This window comes from Ruminococcus hominis (genome assembly GCF_014287355.1).
GTDB classification, from domain to species: domain Bacteria; phylum Bacillota; class Clostridia; order Lachnospirales; family Lachnospiraceae; genus Schaedlerella; species Schaedlerella hominis.
The window spans coordinates 3301353-3318864 of sequence record NZ_JACOPE010000001.1 but is presented as its reverse complement, the minus strand read 5'-3'; the positions used below and the strand labels follow the sequence as shown (position 1 = coordinate 3318864).

Below are 17512 nucleotides of genomic sequence, written 5' to 3'. Positions count from 1 at the left end.
AGCCGATTGGCTGAGAAATAAAAAAGGCTCGCATCCGTTCTGGATATGAGCCTTGCAAGAATTGTAATCCGTAGATTTTATAGGTAAAATGTTTCCAGTTTTGTTTTAAAAAATTGAATTAATGGACCATTGAAGCAGGCATTTATAATTGTACCAATCCCTACTACCGACCAGATACCTGCCCCAGATGCAGTGGCAAATATAATTCCGATAATTACGACAACAACATCCGAAAGAATCCTTGCTTTATGGAATGGAATTTTTTGATGTGTCAGTTTCTCGATTATAATTGCGACACTGTCATATGGGGCAATTCCCATATCTGCAACCATATATAATGCCACTCCCATGGACGCCATCAGCTGAGCAAGCAGCAGTGCAAGGATACGCAGTGGCAGATTCATCTGAATCTGCACTACATCATTTGCTACATAACAGATAAAATCTGCAATATATCCGACAAATACCATATTGATAATGGTACCCGCACCAATGCAGGTTCTTGCCTGAAAGAATACAACTACAAGAATGATCGCATTGACAAGCAGTTGCCACGTTCCAAAACTCCATCCGATAAACCCACTGATTCCAAGATTCATCGCACTGAACGGATCCACACCAAATTGTGAAAGTCGTAAGAAAGATACACATAATCCAATAAACAGTATTCCCAGTAACATTCCACTGATTCTTTTTGTCTTCGTCATGCTCTATCTTCCCTCCTGAACTTTTTTACCTTTCAGCATATATATTCTAGATTCAAAATCGGTACAAGGAGTCACATTTCCAGGCACTTCACCAGCTGTCACATCGGATGTGATCAATCCATAATTCATTAATTCATCTCCGTAATTTTCTGTATGGTTCCATACATTTTCATAAACCATATCTGGGTTCAATCCCTGTAATCTGACACGGCTATACGGCTGATTCACTCCATTTAAAACACGATAGTATCCTACGATTGCAAGCGTGCGGTCTTCATTTGTCACCATCCATACCGTCTCATTTCCTTCGAATGGACTTTTCAGACGATAAAATGTTCCAAACTGTAACACTTCTCGGTATTCTTTCATAAATGTGATCTGTTCTTTTACTTCTTTGATCTCTTCTTCTGTCAATTTGTTGAGATCCAGTTCATATCCAAAAGTTCCAAAGTATGCTACATTCGCTCTTGTATGTAATGGGGTATTGCGAAATACCTGGTGATTCGGGACAACAGACACATGGCTTCCCATACTACTGAGCGGATAACACATAGAAGTTCCATACTGAATCTTCAAACGCTCAATTGCATCCGAATCATCGCTTGTCCATCCCTGCGGTGCATAATACAGCATTCCCGGGTCAAATCTTCCGCCACCGCTGGCGCAGGATTCAAATAATACTTCTGGAAACTCATTTGTCAAACGCTCATATAGATCATATACACCTAAAATATAACGATGGAACACTTCACCCTGTCTGTCTGAAGGAAGTTTGCTGCTGTAGCATTCTGTAATGCTTCGGTTCATATCCCATTTAATATATGAGATTTTCGACTCTGATAATAACTTTGCCATCATTCCGTAAATATGATCTACTACTTCTTTTCTTGCAAAATCGAGTACATACTGGTATCTGCCGTGTGATGTATTTCTTCCCGGTGTCTGTAAGATCCAGTCCGGATGTGCTCGATAAAGATCAGAGTCTTTATTTACCATCTCCGGCTCAAACCAAAGACCGAATTTTAATCCAAGTGCTTCAATTCTTTCTGACAGGCCTTTGATGCCATTTGGCAGAAGCTCTTCATTTGCCACCCAATCGCCAAGACCGGCTCTGTCATTTCTTCTTGCACCAAACCATCCGTCATCTAAGACAAACAGTTCTACTCCACATTCTTTTGCTTTCATGGCAATCTCTACAAGACGATCTTCTGTAAAGTCAAAATAAGTTGCTTCCCAGTTGTTATTTAAAATCGGTCTTGCCTTATCGCGCCAATACCCTCTTGCGAGTCTCTTAGCATACAGCTTCTGGAATGTCTGACTCATGCCATTTAATCCATTTTCACTGTAAACCAGAACTGCTTCCGGTGTCTGAAAGCTTTCTCCCGGTTCTAATTTCCAATCGAATCCTTCCGGATTGATCCCAGCTGTAATTCGTGTCACATCATGTGTATCTACTTCTGCCTGCATACGGAAATTTCCACTGTATACAAGGCTTATTCCAATTGCTTCTCCTGCATTTTCATCTGTATTGTGACGTTTTAAAGCAAGGAACGGATTATGTTCGTGAGAAGAATTTCCGCGCATGCTGTCGATAGCTGTTATGCCTTGCTCCAATGTTCGATTCTTTATATAGCGCTCTCTGGACCATGCACCGGACAACTGCATCCATTCATAATCCTTATCTGGAAGATCCAGGCTTAAACTCATCATATTTAATACATGCAGATTTTTCTCACCTGCATTTTCAATATACGCACTTCTTGCAATTGCACCGTATTCATCAAAAATGGTATATAAAAGTGCTAGTTTCGCACCGGTCAGAGCGTCTTTCAGGAAGATACGCAATGTCTGCGCCTCCCCCTCAGACTCTGTATAAGTTGCCGGCAATCCGGGAAGCTTTGGTTTTCCATCAATGATCTCATAGCTGTCATATTGGAACTCACTAATCCTGCTGCCGTTTTCCTGCAACAATTCAATTGCCGGATGTCTGTAATCTGTCGTACCGTAAACAGGATATTCCTGTCGGATATGTTCCAATGAAAAAGTACGATCCCATTCATATATATATGATGTCATTGGGCGTTCACATTTCTCAACCAGATAAGAAAAATCTGCTTTATCATGAAGTCGTTTTCCAAAATATAATTGTCCCAGATGTCCATTTTCTAATACACATAAGATATAACTGATTTTTTCATTGTATAAATGGAAAGTTTTTGTTTCCTCGTGAAAAATAATCTGTCTCATATACTACCCCTTTTATAATTGAATTGTTGACTCTTAAGCTGTCTGCTTTTTCGCATGCATTTCATTTACTTTTCTTGTGATTTCTTCCATCTTCTCACCTTTTAAAGTGTAGTATTTTTTGTAAATACCAAAGCTTGCACATGCAAGAATGATTGGAATCACAAGCATTAACACGCGAATACCCATTACGGTCGCTGCGCTCTGAGTTACCGCTTTTGCGTTGTATCCTACAATCTGAAGACCAATTCCTGTTAATCCACCTGCTACTGCCGTAGCTGCCTTCATAAGAAATGTCTGTGCAGAGCATGTTACGCTTTCATTTCGTACACCAAATTTTACTTCTCCATAGTCGATAACGTCTGCCATACAGCATGTTGTTACTCCAAGTGAAAGACCTGATCCGAAGAAAAGCAGTGCACAACATACAACAACTAATACATTACTCTGTGGTGCTACATATCCTGCTGCACCGAGCAGTACAAATCCAGCAATTGGAAGTCCACATGCAAATGCGTATACCTTTTCACGGCTAATTTTTGCTGCGATTTTTGGGAAGCATAAAAGTCCTGCCATCTCAGCAATAATTGCAAATCCAAAGATAGAATACAGATATTCATCGTGGCATACACATTTGAAATAATACACAGCAAAGCTTTTTGCAATCTGTGTACAAAGGTTAAATGTCAAAAGTAATCCGATAAATGCAAGCAACTGATCATTTTTTACAATTACATGAAATGCCTGTTTCAGACTTGTCTTTTCTGCTGATATACCTACTGTTGATTCCTCTTTTACATTAAATACAGTAATTCCGATTGTAACGATGAAAATAACTGCGATAATAATTGCAAAAAGTGTATATCCTTTTTCTGCGTAGAGATTGCTCTCGCCTGCTGCTTTATTCAGGTAATTGATAATATAAAGCCCAAATGTTGCTACTGAAAATCCTGCAAGACTTGCGAAAAATCTTGGAATTACGGAAACTTTCTCACGTTCACGCGGGTCATTTGTCAGGTTAGGAAGCCATGACCAGTAAGGTACATCCATGATCGTATAAGTCATTCCATATAAAATGTACATAACGGATACATATACGTACAATGCTGTTCCTGACAGGTTAAAACTGTGGAATAACAAAACAAATACAACTGAATTTACCAATGTTCCGATTACAAGCCAGATTCTGAATTTACCAAAACGTGTATGTGTATTGTCAACGATCATTCCCATCATCGGGTCATTGATCGCATCCCATATTCTTGCTACCAAAAACAGTACGCCGACAAATGCCGGTGCCAGATACAAAGTATCTGTAAAATAAAGCATTAAAAATGCTCCTACTAAATTGCAAATCGCATCTTTGCCGATTGCTCCAATTCCAAAACATAATTTTTCTCTTGTAGACGCATATTTATATTGCGGATTTTTCTGAGTATCCTTTTGATTTTCCATGATTCTCCTCCTCTAACACTCATTTGTTTATTTGTTGTTTAAGTGAAGAAACCTGTGCACTTGTTCCTTATGTTTGTTGATACAAGTATAGCGTACAAAAAAAGCATCCGTTATACCTTTTTGTTAAGAGTTATATCTCAAATGTTAGGTATCAGATACTTTTTTAAACATTTTATCTATTCTTTTTCAATGTTTCCTACATAAATTGTTTTATGCTTCTTATATTCTTTCAGTTCGTTTTGTGCACTGATCAATTGTTCTCGGGCAGCCTTTCTGTTATCATTACGATATTGGGTCGGCGTCATTCCCATTTTCTGTTTAAATACTTTGCCGAAAGCAAGTGAATTGCGATAACCACAAGAAACTGCGATTTCCTCCACAGAGAGATCTGTAAGTGTGAGCTGCTCCTTTCCTCTGGAAATTCGAAATTTCGTCAAAAAATCCTTCGGCGAGATTCCAAGACTGTTCTTAAATATTGTATATAAATAACTTCGGTTAAGTGCCAGATAATCAGCTATATCTTCCACTGTGATTTTCTGTGAATAGTAATTCTTTATATAGGCAATTGCTTCCTGTACATGTATACTTTCTTTTGTATCATCCGCATATTGCTGAATTTCAATCCCGCGAGCCAGCACGGAGAAAAACTGATACAATTTTCCCTGGAGATAATAAAGATTTTCTGCAGTTGAACTCGTATGATGAAGCATTTCAAATACAATTTCTTTCAGTTCTTCTCCATATTCACACTCGCATGTAAGCTGACGACTGTTCAGTCCGAGATCTCTGACAAATCTCTGTGCCTCCGTACCACCAAATCCTACCCAAAGGTAAGACCATGGGTCCGTTTTATCTGCCTGATAAAAGGTAAGGCTTTCCGGTTCAATCAGAAAGGCCTGTCCTTCTTTCAGCGGATACTTCGTTTCACCAACCTGATAGATACCTTTGCCCTTCATTACATAATGCAAAATATAATTGGGTCTTGCGGCCGGTCCATAGCTATGTAATGGCTTACATTCTGCAAATCCGCAGAAACACAAATGAAAATCTTTAAACTTTGGTTTTAATAGTTGTAATACGTAAGAATCTTCCATAATCTGTATCCTCTCTTAATCCCTAAGATCACAAGCACTTTCCAGTCATGCTTACTTTTGCTGTTACTCACTCAACAATAGTTCGTTTAACCATTTTTCTTATTCTATCACAGTATCGTGTTATTCTTCCATCAGTTTTCAAACCAAGTACTAAAATGTAAAAAAACTTGCAAATCCATCTTCTTTCCGTTAATCAGATACTTTTTCTCCTACTACATATTTAGCATAGACTTCTCGTTCGTCCGCCAAATAAATCATTCGTTCTAACCGCTGCTCCACATTCATTTCCTGTGGATGGATTAAGCGTTTATCATCAAGCACTACGGCATCCATTTCGTACGCTGCTTCGAAACTTCCTACTTTACCAAAAAACTCTCCGCCGCCCTTTGTAGCCATGTAAAATACTTCAGGCATAGTTAATGGGGACAGTTTTTCATCTTTCAATCTCCAGCGTAGTTTTGAAGCCTGAATGGCATACCGCATAGCAACAAACATATTTTCAGTGGATCCGGCAGCAATATCACTTCCTAATCCTACATGCATTCCTTCTTCCAAATATTGTCTGACAGGTGCAACTCCTGAGGATAAATTCGTATTAGATTCCGGACAATGTGCGATAAACACACCATTCTCCTTCATTCTTTTAATTTCTCTCTCGTCTGAATGTACGCAATGAGCCATAATTGTCTTGCTGTCTCTTCCAAACAATCCAAACTGATCATATGCGTCTCCATAAAATTCTGATTTTGGACACAATTCCTGTACCCATGAAATTTCGCCATAATTTTCTGAAAGATGAGACTGTACCGGAATCTGATATTTTTCCTGAATATCTTTCAGTTTACACATCAGTTCATCTGTACAGCTTGGTATAAATCGAGGAGTCAAAATAGGTTTTGTATGTTGGTACTGTTTCTTTTGTACTTCTTCAAGCCAAGAGATTGTTTCGTTTACACTTTCTTCTGTTTCTTCTCTCAGATAATCCGGTGAATTGCGATCCATGTTCACTTTACCAACCATTGTAGCAAGCCCGGCTTTTTCAAGCATATCCATCAATAAAATAGTTGATTCTTTATGAATCGTTGCAAATATACATGCTCTTGTTGTTGCGCTTTTCTTCAGATTGTCTACAAACATCTGATAAGCTTTTTGGGCATAAATTATGTCTTTATATTTTGACTCCTCTGGAAAAGTATTTGTCTCCAGCCAGTCTAAAAGCTCCATATCCATGCCTAATCCACGGAAAGCATATTGTGGTGCATGTACATGTAAATCTACAAATCCAGGAACAATGATTCTGTTTCCATAATCCTCTACCAATATTCCTTCATATTCTTCCGGAAGTGTTGGATACACGCCCTTAATTTTATTTGCTTCATATACAAGATATCCATTTTCACAAATCTTTAATTTGTTTGAAGATTCAGAATATACAATCTGACCTTTTAAAGCTTTAATCATTTTCTTTTTATTCATAATTCAAACCTCCTATCACAAAGTCTTTTTTAGGAAAACAAAAAAAGAGTCACCACATAGAACTTATGTAGTCAACTCTTTACGGTAGTTGGTAGAAACACTGGACCAATCTCCAGCATATACATAATAATATTAATCGACTGATTCAATATGGATTATAATATTCTTATGTATGATTGTCTATTGACTTTATATTAAAAAAACACAATTATTTTTTGTGTATATTGCATATTCAATTTATCGGAAAATGTTGATTGATCATAACGACATTTGCATTTTGTGTTTTGAAGATATAAAATAAATCTCTATAGAAGGAGAATAAGACAATGTCAAAAGATGAATATTTAATTACAGATGTGCCTCTTAAAGCGCTGACTGTTTTTGCAATGCCTATGATTCTAGGCAGTTTTTTTCAACAAGTATATAATATGGCTGATTCTATTATTGTTGGTCAGTTTGTTGGTTCATCTGCACTTGCTGCAGTTGGTGCCTGCGCCGCACTTACGAATGTATTTATTTGTGTAGCATTGGGTGCCGGTGTAGGTGCAGGGGTGCTTGTGAGCCGTTATTTTGGGGCTCGGGATTATAGCAAAATGAAAACGATTGTGTCGACATCATTGATTAGTTTTCTGATCCTAAGTATACTTCTGGGACTATTTGGATTTTGCTTTTCCCATCCAATGATGAGTTTATTACAGACACCTGCTGATATATTGGATGAAGCGGTACTGTACCTTCGAGTTTATTTTGTGGGATTTCCGTTTCTGTTTATGTACAATATCCTTTCAACGATGTTCACTTCAATCGGCGAATCAAAGATTCCGTTAGGTCTTTTAATATTTTCTTCGGTTTTAAATATATTTATGGACCTTTGGATGGTGGCTGGACTTGGTCTTGGCGTGTTTGGTGCAGCCCTTGCGACTCTTATTGCACAGGGAATTTCTGCAGTATTTTCACTTTTGATTTTCTTTAGTCGGATGCGCCGATATAAAAGTCACTTTAGCTGGTTTGACGGGCAGGAGTTACGTTCAATGCTTCGAATTGCTGTACCTTCGGTTCTTCAGCAGGCTACAGTGTCAATTGGGATGATGATCGTACAGGCGGTTGTAAATCCATTTGGTACACAGGCACTAGCGGGTTATTCGGCAACGATGAGAGTAGAGAATGTATTTTCACTGATATTTGTATCTATTGGAAATGCAGTTTCGCCGTATGTTTCCCAAAATCTTGGTGCAAAGAAAATCGAACGTATCAAAAAAGGATATCATGCTGCACTGGTGTTAGATTTATGTTTTGCAGTTCTTGCCTTTATAGTTATTGAGACATTGCATACGCAAATTTCTTCGTTATTCTTAGGAAAAGACGGAACTGCTTTAGCTTATCAGGTATCAGGGGATTATATGAGATGGCTAGGCTACTTTTTCATTTTCATGGGTATCAAGATGGCAACAGATGGAGTTCTTCGTGGGCTTGGAATCATGCGGCCATTTCTTATTGCAAATATGGTAAATCTTGCAATAAGATTGTCAGTTGCCTTAATCTGTGCCCCTCGTTTTGGTATTGCATTTGTCTGGCTTGCTGTACCGGCTGGATGGCTCGCAAACTTTTTGATTTCTTATGCGGCACTCAGAAAATCATGGCCGACTGATAAGGTGGATTCAATTTGATATATAATTTGACAAAACAGCCGTTTCTCTATAATTGATTGCGGGGATTTCTCTGATTATTTATAAAAACTATTATTGAAAAAAGGAAGTGTTTCTCAGTATAATATTCTGTATTGGGGAATGTTAGTTAAAAGTATATAAGTAATTGGAGGTTGTTATGGATCAAGCACATTTAAAGAGAGTAGGTACAGTTGTAACGGTTATTTTAGGAAATATTCTCTATGCCTTTGTAATCAGACTTTTTCTTTTGCCGGGGAATCTGATGACAGGAGGAACAACCGGTATCGGTCTGGTAGTGAAGCATTTTACAGGAGCATCAATTTCTGGGTTTGTCTTAGTGTTTAATATTGTGATGTTACTAGTTGGATGGACGCTTCTTGGCAAGAAATTTGCACTGACAACAGTTATCAGTTCTTTTACTTATCCAATCGCATTGGAAGCGGCCAATCATATTTTCGGTGATCTGGTGATTACGACTGATCCAATGCTGAATACCATATTTGCCGGACTTGGAATCGGGATTGGTCTGGGAATTGTGATCCGAACGGGAGCTTCTACAGGAGGTATGGATATTCCGCCGTTGGTATTGAATAAGTATTTTCGAATTCCTGTGTCGCTTAGTTTGAATGTATTTGATATATTAATTTTGGTTCTGCAGATTGTATATAATCCTCCAGAGCGTGTTTTATATGGTGTGTTGCTGGTTATGATCTATACGACAGTGTTGGACAAAGTATTGATGATGGGAAATACTAAGACAGAAGTGAAGATTATTAGTAGTCATGTGGAAGAAATACGTCAGGCGATTCTTGCGCAGGTAGACAGAGGTGTGACGATGTTGTATGGTGAAGGCGGATATCGGCAGGAACAAACACAGATTGTGTTGAGTATTGTATCTAATCGTGAGCTTCCACAGGTTGAGAGATTAATCAGACATATTGATCCAGAGGCTTTTATGATTGTCAGCAGAGTTACAGAAGTACGCGGAAGAGGATTCTCATTGAGTAAACATTACGGAGAAGAGGACGCGTGATGAATATAGGGCATTTTGGATGGCAATTAAATAAAATTCCAGCCTGGTGGAAGTTTATCTTCCATCGGGCTGGAATTTTATTTTTTATTCTGAAAATTTATCCTTGTAATGAATGTGCATATCCTCCCAGTCCATAAACAGAACATAAAATACTCGTCCGTATTGCGGACTCTCCACGATTCTTCCATGGTCGAGTACAGAAAGATAAGAACCATCAGCTTTTCGAAGATGGAAGTGAATATAGTCATTTTCATTGCCACTGTCAATTTGTTCCCAGATGCTGGATTCTATCTGTTGTTGCTCATCTTCACGGATCAGATTGCGAAACCTCTTTTTTGTGAGTTTAAAGAATTCATCAATATTTTTATAACCAGTCATATGAAGAAATTCATGGTTTGCATAAAATAGTTCATCGTCTTTTTTATCCGCTTTGTATATGATAAATGCACCAGGAAGATGTTCAGCAATGTCTTTAAACGCAAAGCCAAGCTGTTTGCGGACTCCTGATTGAAGTCCTTTTCTGTAAGCCATACATCCATTTTTCCCATGAAGTTTTATCTCATAAAGAGCGGCATCTGCACAGCGCATGAGTTGCGCATAGTTGGGTGCAAATGTTGGATATTCCGCATATCCAAGAGAAATATAAAATGGATATTCTTTTCCTTTGTATGTAAATGTTTTTGGAATTTTGGTGAATTCCTGAAATAGTTCTTCTGCTTCTTTAAAGGTATAATTTGGCAGAAGGATGCAGAATTCATCACCACCATTTCTTCCAAGCACTACATCATGTGGAAAAAAAGCTTTCATGTTATCTGCCAGGTTTTTTAATGCTCTGTCTCCATAAACATGTCCATAGATATCATTAATAAACTTAAAATCATCGATATCAAGGAGTGCGGCTATAAAATGTTCTTTCGGATTTTTGTCTATCATCTCTTCTGCCAATTCATCAAATCTATAACGATTGTGAATATTGGTAAGAGAATCCGTGTGTGCCAGTATTTGGAATTTATTTTTATTCTCCTTCGATACTAACCACATCCGCGTAAGCCCGCATAAAAGTAAGAGGATAAGAGTAAAAAATCCGATAATTATTGCTATTAATGTAGTATTTCTCCATCCGTTTTCAGGAGTTACTTCAAAAATCCAATTCTCTTCACCTATTGTAAAACTATAAGAAACAGGATGAATCATTTCACCATCCGATTGCTCAATAATTGTATAAGTATCGCTCCAAGGTGTGTCTGTTTTTGAAAGTCTGTATTCATATCCAAAATTTGAAATCGCATCAATTGAGTCTGAAAAAATATCAGGAATACGGAGGATAACAATGGTAAAGCCCCAGAAATATTCTTGTCCATTTTCATCTTTCAGGTAGACTGGATTGCGGACAGCAATTCCCAAGCCTCCCTGTTTAAATTCGAAGGGACCTTGAGTAATGATTGTATGATGGTCTCTTGCGTAACAGGAAATTTCTTTGCGGTCTTTATCATGGAGCAGATCAATTTTACCTGCTTCATTTCCATTAGCAGGATAAATATCTGTCACAATGCCATCTGGAGCAAGCTGTATGCTTGCAATAGAGCCAGATATGATATTCTCTGCAATTGTGTCAAAGTGGTTGATTTCACCATCTTCACTGGTCAAAATTTGTTCCAGTGTATTGGTAATCTCAATTCCGCTTATAATTTCGTTTTTTATACGTTCACCATAGGTTGTGGCATTTAATTGTGCGGTTGTGTGTCTCTCTGCTTTTTCATGGGTGTCTGTTTTGTATACAATTAAACCAACCAGGCATATACCCAGTAAAAAAATGATAAGAGGCACAAGTGTTTTTTTCTTCACTTAGTTCACCTCGTATTATAAATAGAATTTTTATAATGCTTTAGTATAGCATAGAAATGTAAAAACAAAATGTATTTTAGAGAAAACATAAAAAATTTTATGTTAAAAAGATGCATCAGATAATTTGGCAAGTGACACTTTACAAATTTAACGTAACAATGTACAATAATAGCGAATTTGAAACATGTCATTTTTAGCAGGTGATATCATGAAAATAACTTATATTAATCATAGTGGCTTTTTGGTTGAGACTAAAGATTGCTACTATATCTTTGACTATTACAAGGGTGAATTGCCACCTCTCGATAAGAAGAAAGAAGTGATTGTCTTTTGCAGTCACTTTCACGAGGATCATTTTAACCCGAAAATCTTTGAAATCCTTGATGAAATGGGGATGACCTATCAGGCTGTTTTATCGAAAGATATACGCAAGAAGAATAAGCGGTCTGATATGAAAATTACATATGCTTATCACGATAAAGCATATACGTTGGATAATGATACCGAAGTTGATACATTGCTTTCAAATGATAGCGGTGTTGCATTTATTGTCAAAACAAGAGAAGGAACGATTTACCACGCCGGTGATTTAAATGACTGGTATTGGGAGGGTGAGCCGGAGACGGATAATCAGAGGCTTACATCGGCATATCGTGCAGAAATTAGAAAAATTAAGGGGATGCATTTTGATGTTGCATTTGTTCCGCTTGATCCAAGACAAGAAGAACACTATGCCGACGGGATTCTATATTTTCTTGAAAATGTAGATTGCAATGCCATTTTTCCAATGCATTATTGGGGTGATGCCAGTGTAATCAAGCGGTTTATTACTGAACACCCACAATATAAGTCACGTATTAAAAACACAGAATGTACAAAAGGAGAAGTATTATGAATTTTAAAATGATCCATGAAAATTATAACGTATCAGATTTAGAAAAATCTATTAAATTTTATAACGAAGCCCTCGACTTACATGAAGTAAGACGAAAGACGACAGATGATTTTATTATTGTATATTTGAGTAACGATATCAGTGATTTTGAGCTGGAACTTACTTGGCTGAAAGATCATCCACAGCCATATGATCTGGGCGAATGTGAATTCCATCTGGCATTTCGAGCAGATGATTATGAGGCTGCTTATAAAAAGCACAAAGAGATGGGATGCATTTGCTTCGAAAATGAAGCGATGGGAATTTATTTCATCGAAGATCCGGATGGATACTGGCTTGAGATTCTGCCGTAAATCCGTTTACAGCAAGTAGAAGAGGGACAATAATAACGGGTATTGCTTTCAACATGAAAGGATGATTCAGCATGATTAAGACAACAGTAAAGGTTTCTGGTATGGCTTGCACTATGTGTGAAGCTCATATTAACGAAGCAATCCGAGGTGCATTTTCGGTGAAAAAAGTAAAATCAAACCATTCTAAGGGGGAAACAATCATTTTATCCGAAGAGCCTTTAGATGAAGCAGCAATTCGGAGAACGATTGAAGCTACGGGTTATACTATAGGCGAAATTACGAGCCAGCATGTCGAGAAGAAAGTTGGTATTGTTGATTTTATAAGAAGAAAATTGTAGATTGTTTGTTATGGACAGGACGAAAAGCCTTGATTTGCAAGGAGTTCGGGCCTGTCTTTTCTATAGTGAAGATAATTAAAATGTATCCTCTGTATATTTTTTACAATAAGCATAACGCAATGCGTTATATTACGTAAATGTTTAGGAGGTTAACTTGGAGAGAAAAGTAAATGTTATCGAAGATTTGAACGGAAAGAAAACCGTATTTATTCACGATATTCTGTTCAAGGGAAAAAGAGCAGTTAATTGGGATGAAGTTGAAAAGTATTTACGCCAGTATGTAGGAGAATTCTATCAGATAGAAGATTGCAATAAGATGATTTATATTGGATCGGATCTTCCTGATGAGTATACGCACTCAAATTATACTCGGATTTTAAAAGGAGCAAATGCGAAAGCAAAAGCGAATGCCGCACAGGGATTACCGGAATTGCTTAAAATAGCAACGAACGAGGTTTATGAAGATAATCGTAAGGAGAAGCATAGTAAAGACGCTAAATATGGTTGGTATTCATATGATTCAAGATTTGCTCTTCCGGTATTTGGTGATGATGGAGAAATAGAGAGATACAACGTCTTTAATGTTGCGATGTTGGTCAGATACGATGAAGATGGAAAATATTACTTATACGATATCATGAAAATAAAAAAAGAAACGAGCAATCTTTTCCAGTCAAATGACCTTACTCAGTAACAAAACCCATTTCTTGATTATATGATACATTGAACAGTATTAAATGTCAACGAAAAAGCATAAGAAATCTCAATGAAAAGCCAGCCAAGCTATTCATCGGAAAGACCATAGAAAAGACAGGTTCAGATACACTGATTACCCTCAGTGCATCCGGATCTGTTTTTTTGTTGCTATCGTTTCTTTCAGTTACCTTTGTCATGCTTGCTTCCGGAGGATTTCAGCATATCAGATTTACGAAGAATGTCCATCAAAGTGACAAATTCATCCTTGATGAGTTTGCTATATTTGATTCCTAATTGTTTTAGGAACATGGCAACTTGGGCTTCTTCAGCAGCGAAAGAAAAACAGTTAGGGTAAAACTGCTCAATCCGCACACTTTATTCTCACAGACAAAGGTATGTATGATATAATTTGAGTTAATACGTTAAATGATAATGTTGAAATTACAAATGATTACAGTGGAGGTGATTCAGATGGTAGTAAAAGCAAATCACGATATTTCTTCAGGTTTAGATACGGCTTTTATTAATTCAGCAATCAACTCAAATTTGGCATATAGGTTGGGATGAGTAGATATCAGGAAAAATATTTTAGGGGAAGAGAGTCAGGATGAAAAAAATATGTGGATGGAAAACCGGACTATGCAGATGCTTTTGAAGATAATTTCAGTCGAGTAAAGAAAAGATATTATAGAGGAGCTATTATGGAAGTTACAGTGATTAAATCAAATAGAAAAACAATGGCGATTCAGGTGGATTTTAATCAAAATGTCACTGTAAGAGCCCCATATAGTGTTTCAGAAAAATACATTGAGGAATTTCTAAAAAAGAATGAGGCTTGGATTAATAAAAAACTTGAAGAAATAGCGGAAAAGAAGAAACATATTAAACCGAAAGCATCAGAAAAAATGACGTTTGAACAAATAAGGGAGCTGGCAGATAAAGCTTGTGTGACAATTCCGGCGAGAGTAGAATATTTTGCCAAAATAATTGGAGTTACTTATGAAAGGATAACCATTAGAAATCAGAAGACGAGATGGGGGAGCTGTAGCAGCAAGGGAAATTTGAATTTTAACTGTCTGTTAATGTTAGCTCCTCCGGAAGTTTTAGATTATGTTGTAGTTCACGAATTGTGCCATAGAAAACAAATGAATCATTCGAAAGCATTTTGGGCAGAAGTAGAGAAGGTATGTCCAGACTATAAAGCTGCAAAAAAGTGGCTTAAAGAAGAAGGAAGTCAGCTCATTTAAGAGGAAGTTGTGGTAAAATATAGAAAAAGACCTTGTATATCGGCTGGGAGTCAATCCCCCCAGCTGATATAGCCTCCGGCAGGATTGCAGAGGTGCGCAGTAGAAGTATGTCATGCAATTGCATGACGCGCACCTCGCAGCAAGAATACCGAGGCATTCTTGAATTATTGAGCAAAGGAGGGATTCTATGAAAAAGAAGGTGGAAGCATTTTTAATGGCAGTGATGCTGGTGATGATGACAGCCGGATGTGGCAATAGCTCAAAGATGGCCGCGGAAGATAGAGCAACTGTAAGTTCGGGTGCAGAAATGGATAGCGAATATAATTGGGATACGGATGAGGCAGCAGATACGGGCGTTACTTCAGAGAATGGGTTGGAAGCGCAAGTAGAAAATGGACGAAAATTGATTCGAACAGTTTCCCTATCTTTGGAGACAAAGAAATTTGATTCTGTTCTTACTAACCTAAGCACAAAGACTACAGAGTTGGGCGGTTATATTGAGCTGTCTACTGTTAGTGGGAATAGTTATGCACATCATTCTACTCGATACGCAAGTTATGTTATCCGGATTCCTTCGGATAAGTTAAATGAGTTTGTAGAAGTGGTCAGTGAACTGGGAAATGTGACGCAGAAAAATGAATCTGTGGAAGATGTAACACTTCGGTATATAGATGTGGAAAGTCATAAAAAGGCATTAGAAACCGAACAGGAGCGTTTATTAGAATTACTTTCTAAGGCGGAGAATATGGAAGAGATTCTAACTATTGAAAGTAAATTATCGGATATTCGTTATGAGATAGAGAACTACGAAAGTCAGCTCAAAACAATGGACAATCAGATTGATTATAGTACAGTGAGTGTGTATGTAGACGAAGTGGAACGTGTGACAGAGACTGGTGAGAAGGGATTTTTTGAAGAAATCAAAGAACGATTTGGAAATAGTTTATATGTAGTGGCGAGGGGAATCAGAGGACTGATAATTGGAATACTTGGTTCATTGCCAATTCTCATTGTATGTGGAGGTGTTATTGCGGTTGTTGTAATCGTAGTTAGAAAGATTTTAAAGAAAAGAAAAGTGAGAAAAGAAGATAGAACACAAAATAATGAGATAGAAAAGCAGTGAAAAAATATAAAAGTAAAAATGTAGAAAAAGGAACAAGATATTAAAATGGACTCGATACTATATGAAAATTATTTAAACATTCTTAAACAGGAACTTGTGCCTGCGCTAGGATGTACGGAGCCGATAGCAATTGCCTATACAGCAGCAAAAGCATATCAGGTTCTTGGAGAATTTCCGGATTCTGTGGAGATGAAACTAAGTGGAAATATTATTAAAAATGTAAAAGGTGTTACGGTTCCGAATTCCGATGGGATGAAAGGAATTGAGGTTGCGGCAGTGCTTGGTATTGTAGGTGGAAATGCAGATAAAACACTTGAGGTTTTGAGTGAGGTTACGGAGGAAGATATTTCCAGAACTCGTGAGTTGATCAACCAGAACATCTGTACATGCTCATTGGTTGAAGGTGTTGACAATCTGTATATTACAGCTAAGGTGATAAAGGGAGAGCATTATGCGTCCGTAACAATTGAGCATCAGCATACCAATATTACCAGAATTGAAAAGGATGGAAAGGTGCTCCTGGATAATCCTTATTTATCAGAAAGTGAGACGAGTGTAGATAAATCGAAGCTTACAGTTAAGGATATTTTAGATTTTGCAGACCAGGTTCATATGGAAGATATTCAGCCAATCATTGATCGTCAGATTAAATTAAATTCTGCAATAGCACAGGAAGGTCTTGATAATAACTATGGTGCACAGATTGGAAAAACGTTGATGCATGTATGGGGAAAAAGTGTTATTACGAGAGCTTGTGCCAGGGCAGCAGCCGGAAGTGATGCACGTATGGGTGGCTGTTCTATGCCGGTTGTGATTAATTCCGGAAGCGGTAATCAAGGAATAACGGTGTCTCTTCCGGTTATCGTATATGCGGATGAGTGGGAAGTATCTCACGAGAAGCTTTGTCGTTCCTTAGTTGTCAGCAATCTGATTGCAATTCATCAGAAATACTATATAGGAAGTCTTTCAGCATACTGTGGTGCAGTCAGTGCAGCATGTGGTGCGGGAGCAGGTATCACATATATGTATGGCGGTACATACCAACAGATTTCATTGACTATTATCAATACACTTGGAAATATTGGAGGAATCGTTTGTGATGGGGCAAAGCCATCCTGTGCCGCGAAGATAGCATCTTCCGTCGATGCCGCACTCATGGCTTTTCAGCTTAGTATCCGGAACAAAAGCTTTCTTCCGGGAGAAGGTATTATTAAAGATGATATCGAGGAGACGATTAAGAGTATGGGATATATCGGGCGAGTTGGTATGCGTGCCACAGACACGGAAATTTTAAATGTTATGATAGATCGTGCTGATATCGATCAGGAATGTTAAAAGA

16 protein-coding genes and 1 riboswitch are annotated in these 17512 nt (G+C 37.7%); of the genes, 9 read left to right on the top strand and 7 right to left on the bottom strand.

What is annotated here, in order from left to right; translation table 11 throughout:
- Positions 1-77: 77 nt before the first annotated feature.
- From H8S40_RS15090 to H8S40_RS15070, 5 genes are all read right to left on the bottom strand, one after another.
- A complete protein-coding gene (locus H8S40_RS15090) occupies positions 78-707 on the bottom strand; it encodes a YczE/YyaS/YitT family protein (protein WP_118725006.1) in 630 nt (209 codons plus the stop codon).
- Between the two features lie 3 nt (positions 708-710).
- Positions 711-2954: an alpha-galactosidase gene (locus H8S40_RS15085; protein ID WP_186865545.1), complete on the bottom strand. Its 2244-nt coding sequence runs from the start codon at positions 2952-2954 to the stop codon at positions 711-713.
- A 33-nt stretch (positions 2955-2987) separates the two neighbouring features.
- Entirely contained in the window at positions 2988-4406 is a 1419-nt protein-coding gene (gene melB, locus H8S40_RS15080) for a melibiose:sodium transporter MelB (RefSeq protein WP_118725008.1), read from the bottom strand.
- 176 nt (positions 4407-4582) lie between these two features.
- Positions 4583-5500, bottom strand: coding sequence for an AraC family transcriptional regulator (locus H8S40_RS15075; protein WP_186865544.1), 918 nt, complete (start codon positions 5498-5500; stop codon positions 4583-4585).
- Positions 5501-5689: 189 nt separating this feature from the next.
- Positions 5690-6976 carry an amidohydrolase family protein gene (locus tag H8S40_RS15070; RefSeq protein ID WP_243238271.1) on the bottom strand — a complete coding sequence of 429 codons (1287 nt, stop codon included), beginning with the start codon at positions 6974-6976 and terminating at the stop codon, positions 5690-5692.
- A gap of 48 nt (positions 6977-7024) precedes the next feature.
- Positions 7025-7121, bottom strand: a riboswitch (purine riboswitch).
- Between the two features lie 181 nt (positions 7122-7302).
- Between H8S40_RS15070 and H8S40_RS15065 the strand changes: the two genes are divergently transcribed.
- Both H8S40_RS15065 and H8S40_RS15060 read left to right on the top strand, forming a co-directional pair.
- Positions 7303-8643, top strand: coding sequence for an MATE family efflux transporter (locus H8S40_RS15065; protein WP_186865543.1), 1341 nt, complete (start codon positions 7303-7305; stop codon positions 8641-8643).
- Positions 8644-8800: 157 nt separating this feature from the next.
- Positions 8801-9676 carry a YitT family protein gene (locus H8S40_RS15060; RefSeq protein ID WP_186865542.1) on the top strand — a complete coding sequence of 292 codons (876 nt, stop codon included), beginning with the start codon at positions 8801-8803 and terminating at the stop codon, positions 9674-9676.
- Between the two features lie 84 nt (positions 9677-9760).
- Here the strand turns inward: H8S40_RS15060 and H8S40_RS15055 are convergent, their stop codons facing one another.
- Positions 9761-11521, bottom strand: a complete 1761-nt coding sequence (locus H8S40_RS15055; RefSeq protein WP_186865541.1) for a diguanylate cyclase domain-containing protein — start codon at positions 11519-11521, stop codon at positions 9761-9763.
- A 208-nt stretch (positions 11522-11729) separates the two neighbouring features.
- On the opposite strand from H8S40_RS15055, the gene H8S40_RS15050 reads away from it, so the two are divergent.
- The 4 genes from H8S40_RS15050 to H8S40_RS15035 all read left to right on the top strand — a co-directional run bounded on the left by H8S40_RS15050 (position 11730) and on the right by H8S40_RS15035 (position 13801).
- Positions 11730-12416, top strand: a complete 687-nt coding sequence (locus H8S40_RS15050; RefSeq protein WP_186865540.1) for an MBL fold metallo-hydrolase — start codon at positions 11730-11732, stop codon at positions 12414-12416.
- Positions 12413-12769: a VOC family protein gene (locus H8S40_RS15045; RefSeq protein ID WP_118725018.1), complete on the top strand. Its 357-nt coding sequence runs from the start codon at positions 12413-12415 to the stop codon at positions 12767-12769. Before H8S40_RS15050 ends, H8S40_RS15045 begins: the two co-directional genes overlap by 4 nt.
- Before the next feature lie 71 nt (positions 12770-12840).
- Positions 12841-13107, top strand: coding sequence for a heavy-metal-associated domain-containing protein (locus tag H8S40_RS15040; protein WP_118737830.1), 267 nt, complete (start codon positions 12841-12843; stop codon positions 13105-13107).
- Between the two features lie 154 nt (positions 13108-13261).
- Positions 13262-13801 carry a hypothetical protein gene (locus H8S40_RS15035; RefSeq protein WP_186865539.1) on the top strand — a complete coding sequence of 180 codons (540 nt, stop codon included), beginning with the start codon at positions 13262-13264 and terminating at the stop codon, positions 13799-13801.
- A 182-nt stretch (positions 13802-13983) separates the two neighbouring features.
- Here H8S40_RS15035 and H8S40_RS15030 read toward each other — a convergent pair whose 3' ends face one another.
- Positions 13984-14175, bottom strand: coding sequence for a hypothetical protein (locus H8S40_RS15030; protein ID WP_186865538.1), 192 nt, complete (start codon positions 14173-14175; stop codon positions 13984-13986).
- Positions 14176-14423: 248 nt separating this feature from the next.
- On the opposite strand from H8S40_RS15030, the gene H8S40_RS15025 reads away from it, so the two are divergent.
- From H8S40_RS15025 to H8S40_RS15015, 3 genes are all read left to right on the top strand, one after another.
- Positions 14424-15050, top strand: a complete 627-nt coding sequence (locus tag H8S40_RS15025; protein WP_366482632.1) for a M48 family metallopeptidase — start codon at positions 14424-14426, stop codon at positions 15048-15050.
- A gap of 187 nt (positions 15051-15237) precedes the next feature.
- Complete coding sequence (locus tag H8S40_RS15020) at positions 15238-16173, top strand: DUF4349 domain-containing protein (protein ID WP_186865537.1); 936 nt, start codon at positions 15238-15240, stop codon at positions 16171-16173.
- A 45-nt stretch (positions 16174-16218) separates the two neighbouring features.
- Positions 16219-17508: an L-cysteine desulfidase family protein gene (locus H8S40_RS15015; protein WP_186865536.1), complete on the top strand. Its 1290-nt coding sequence runs from the start codon at positions 16219-16221 to the stop codon at positions 17506-17508.
- The last annotated feature ends 4 nt before the right edge of the window (positions 17509-17512 follow it).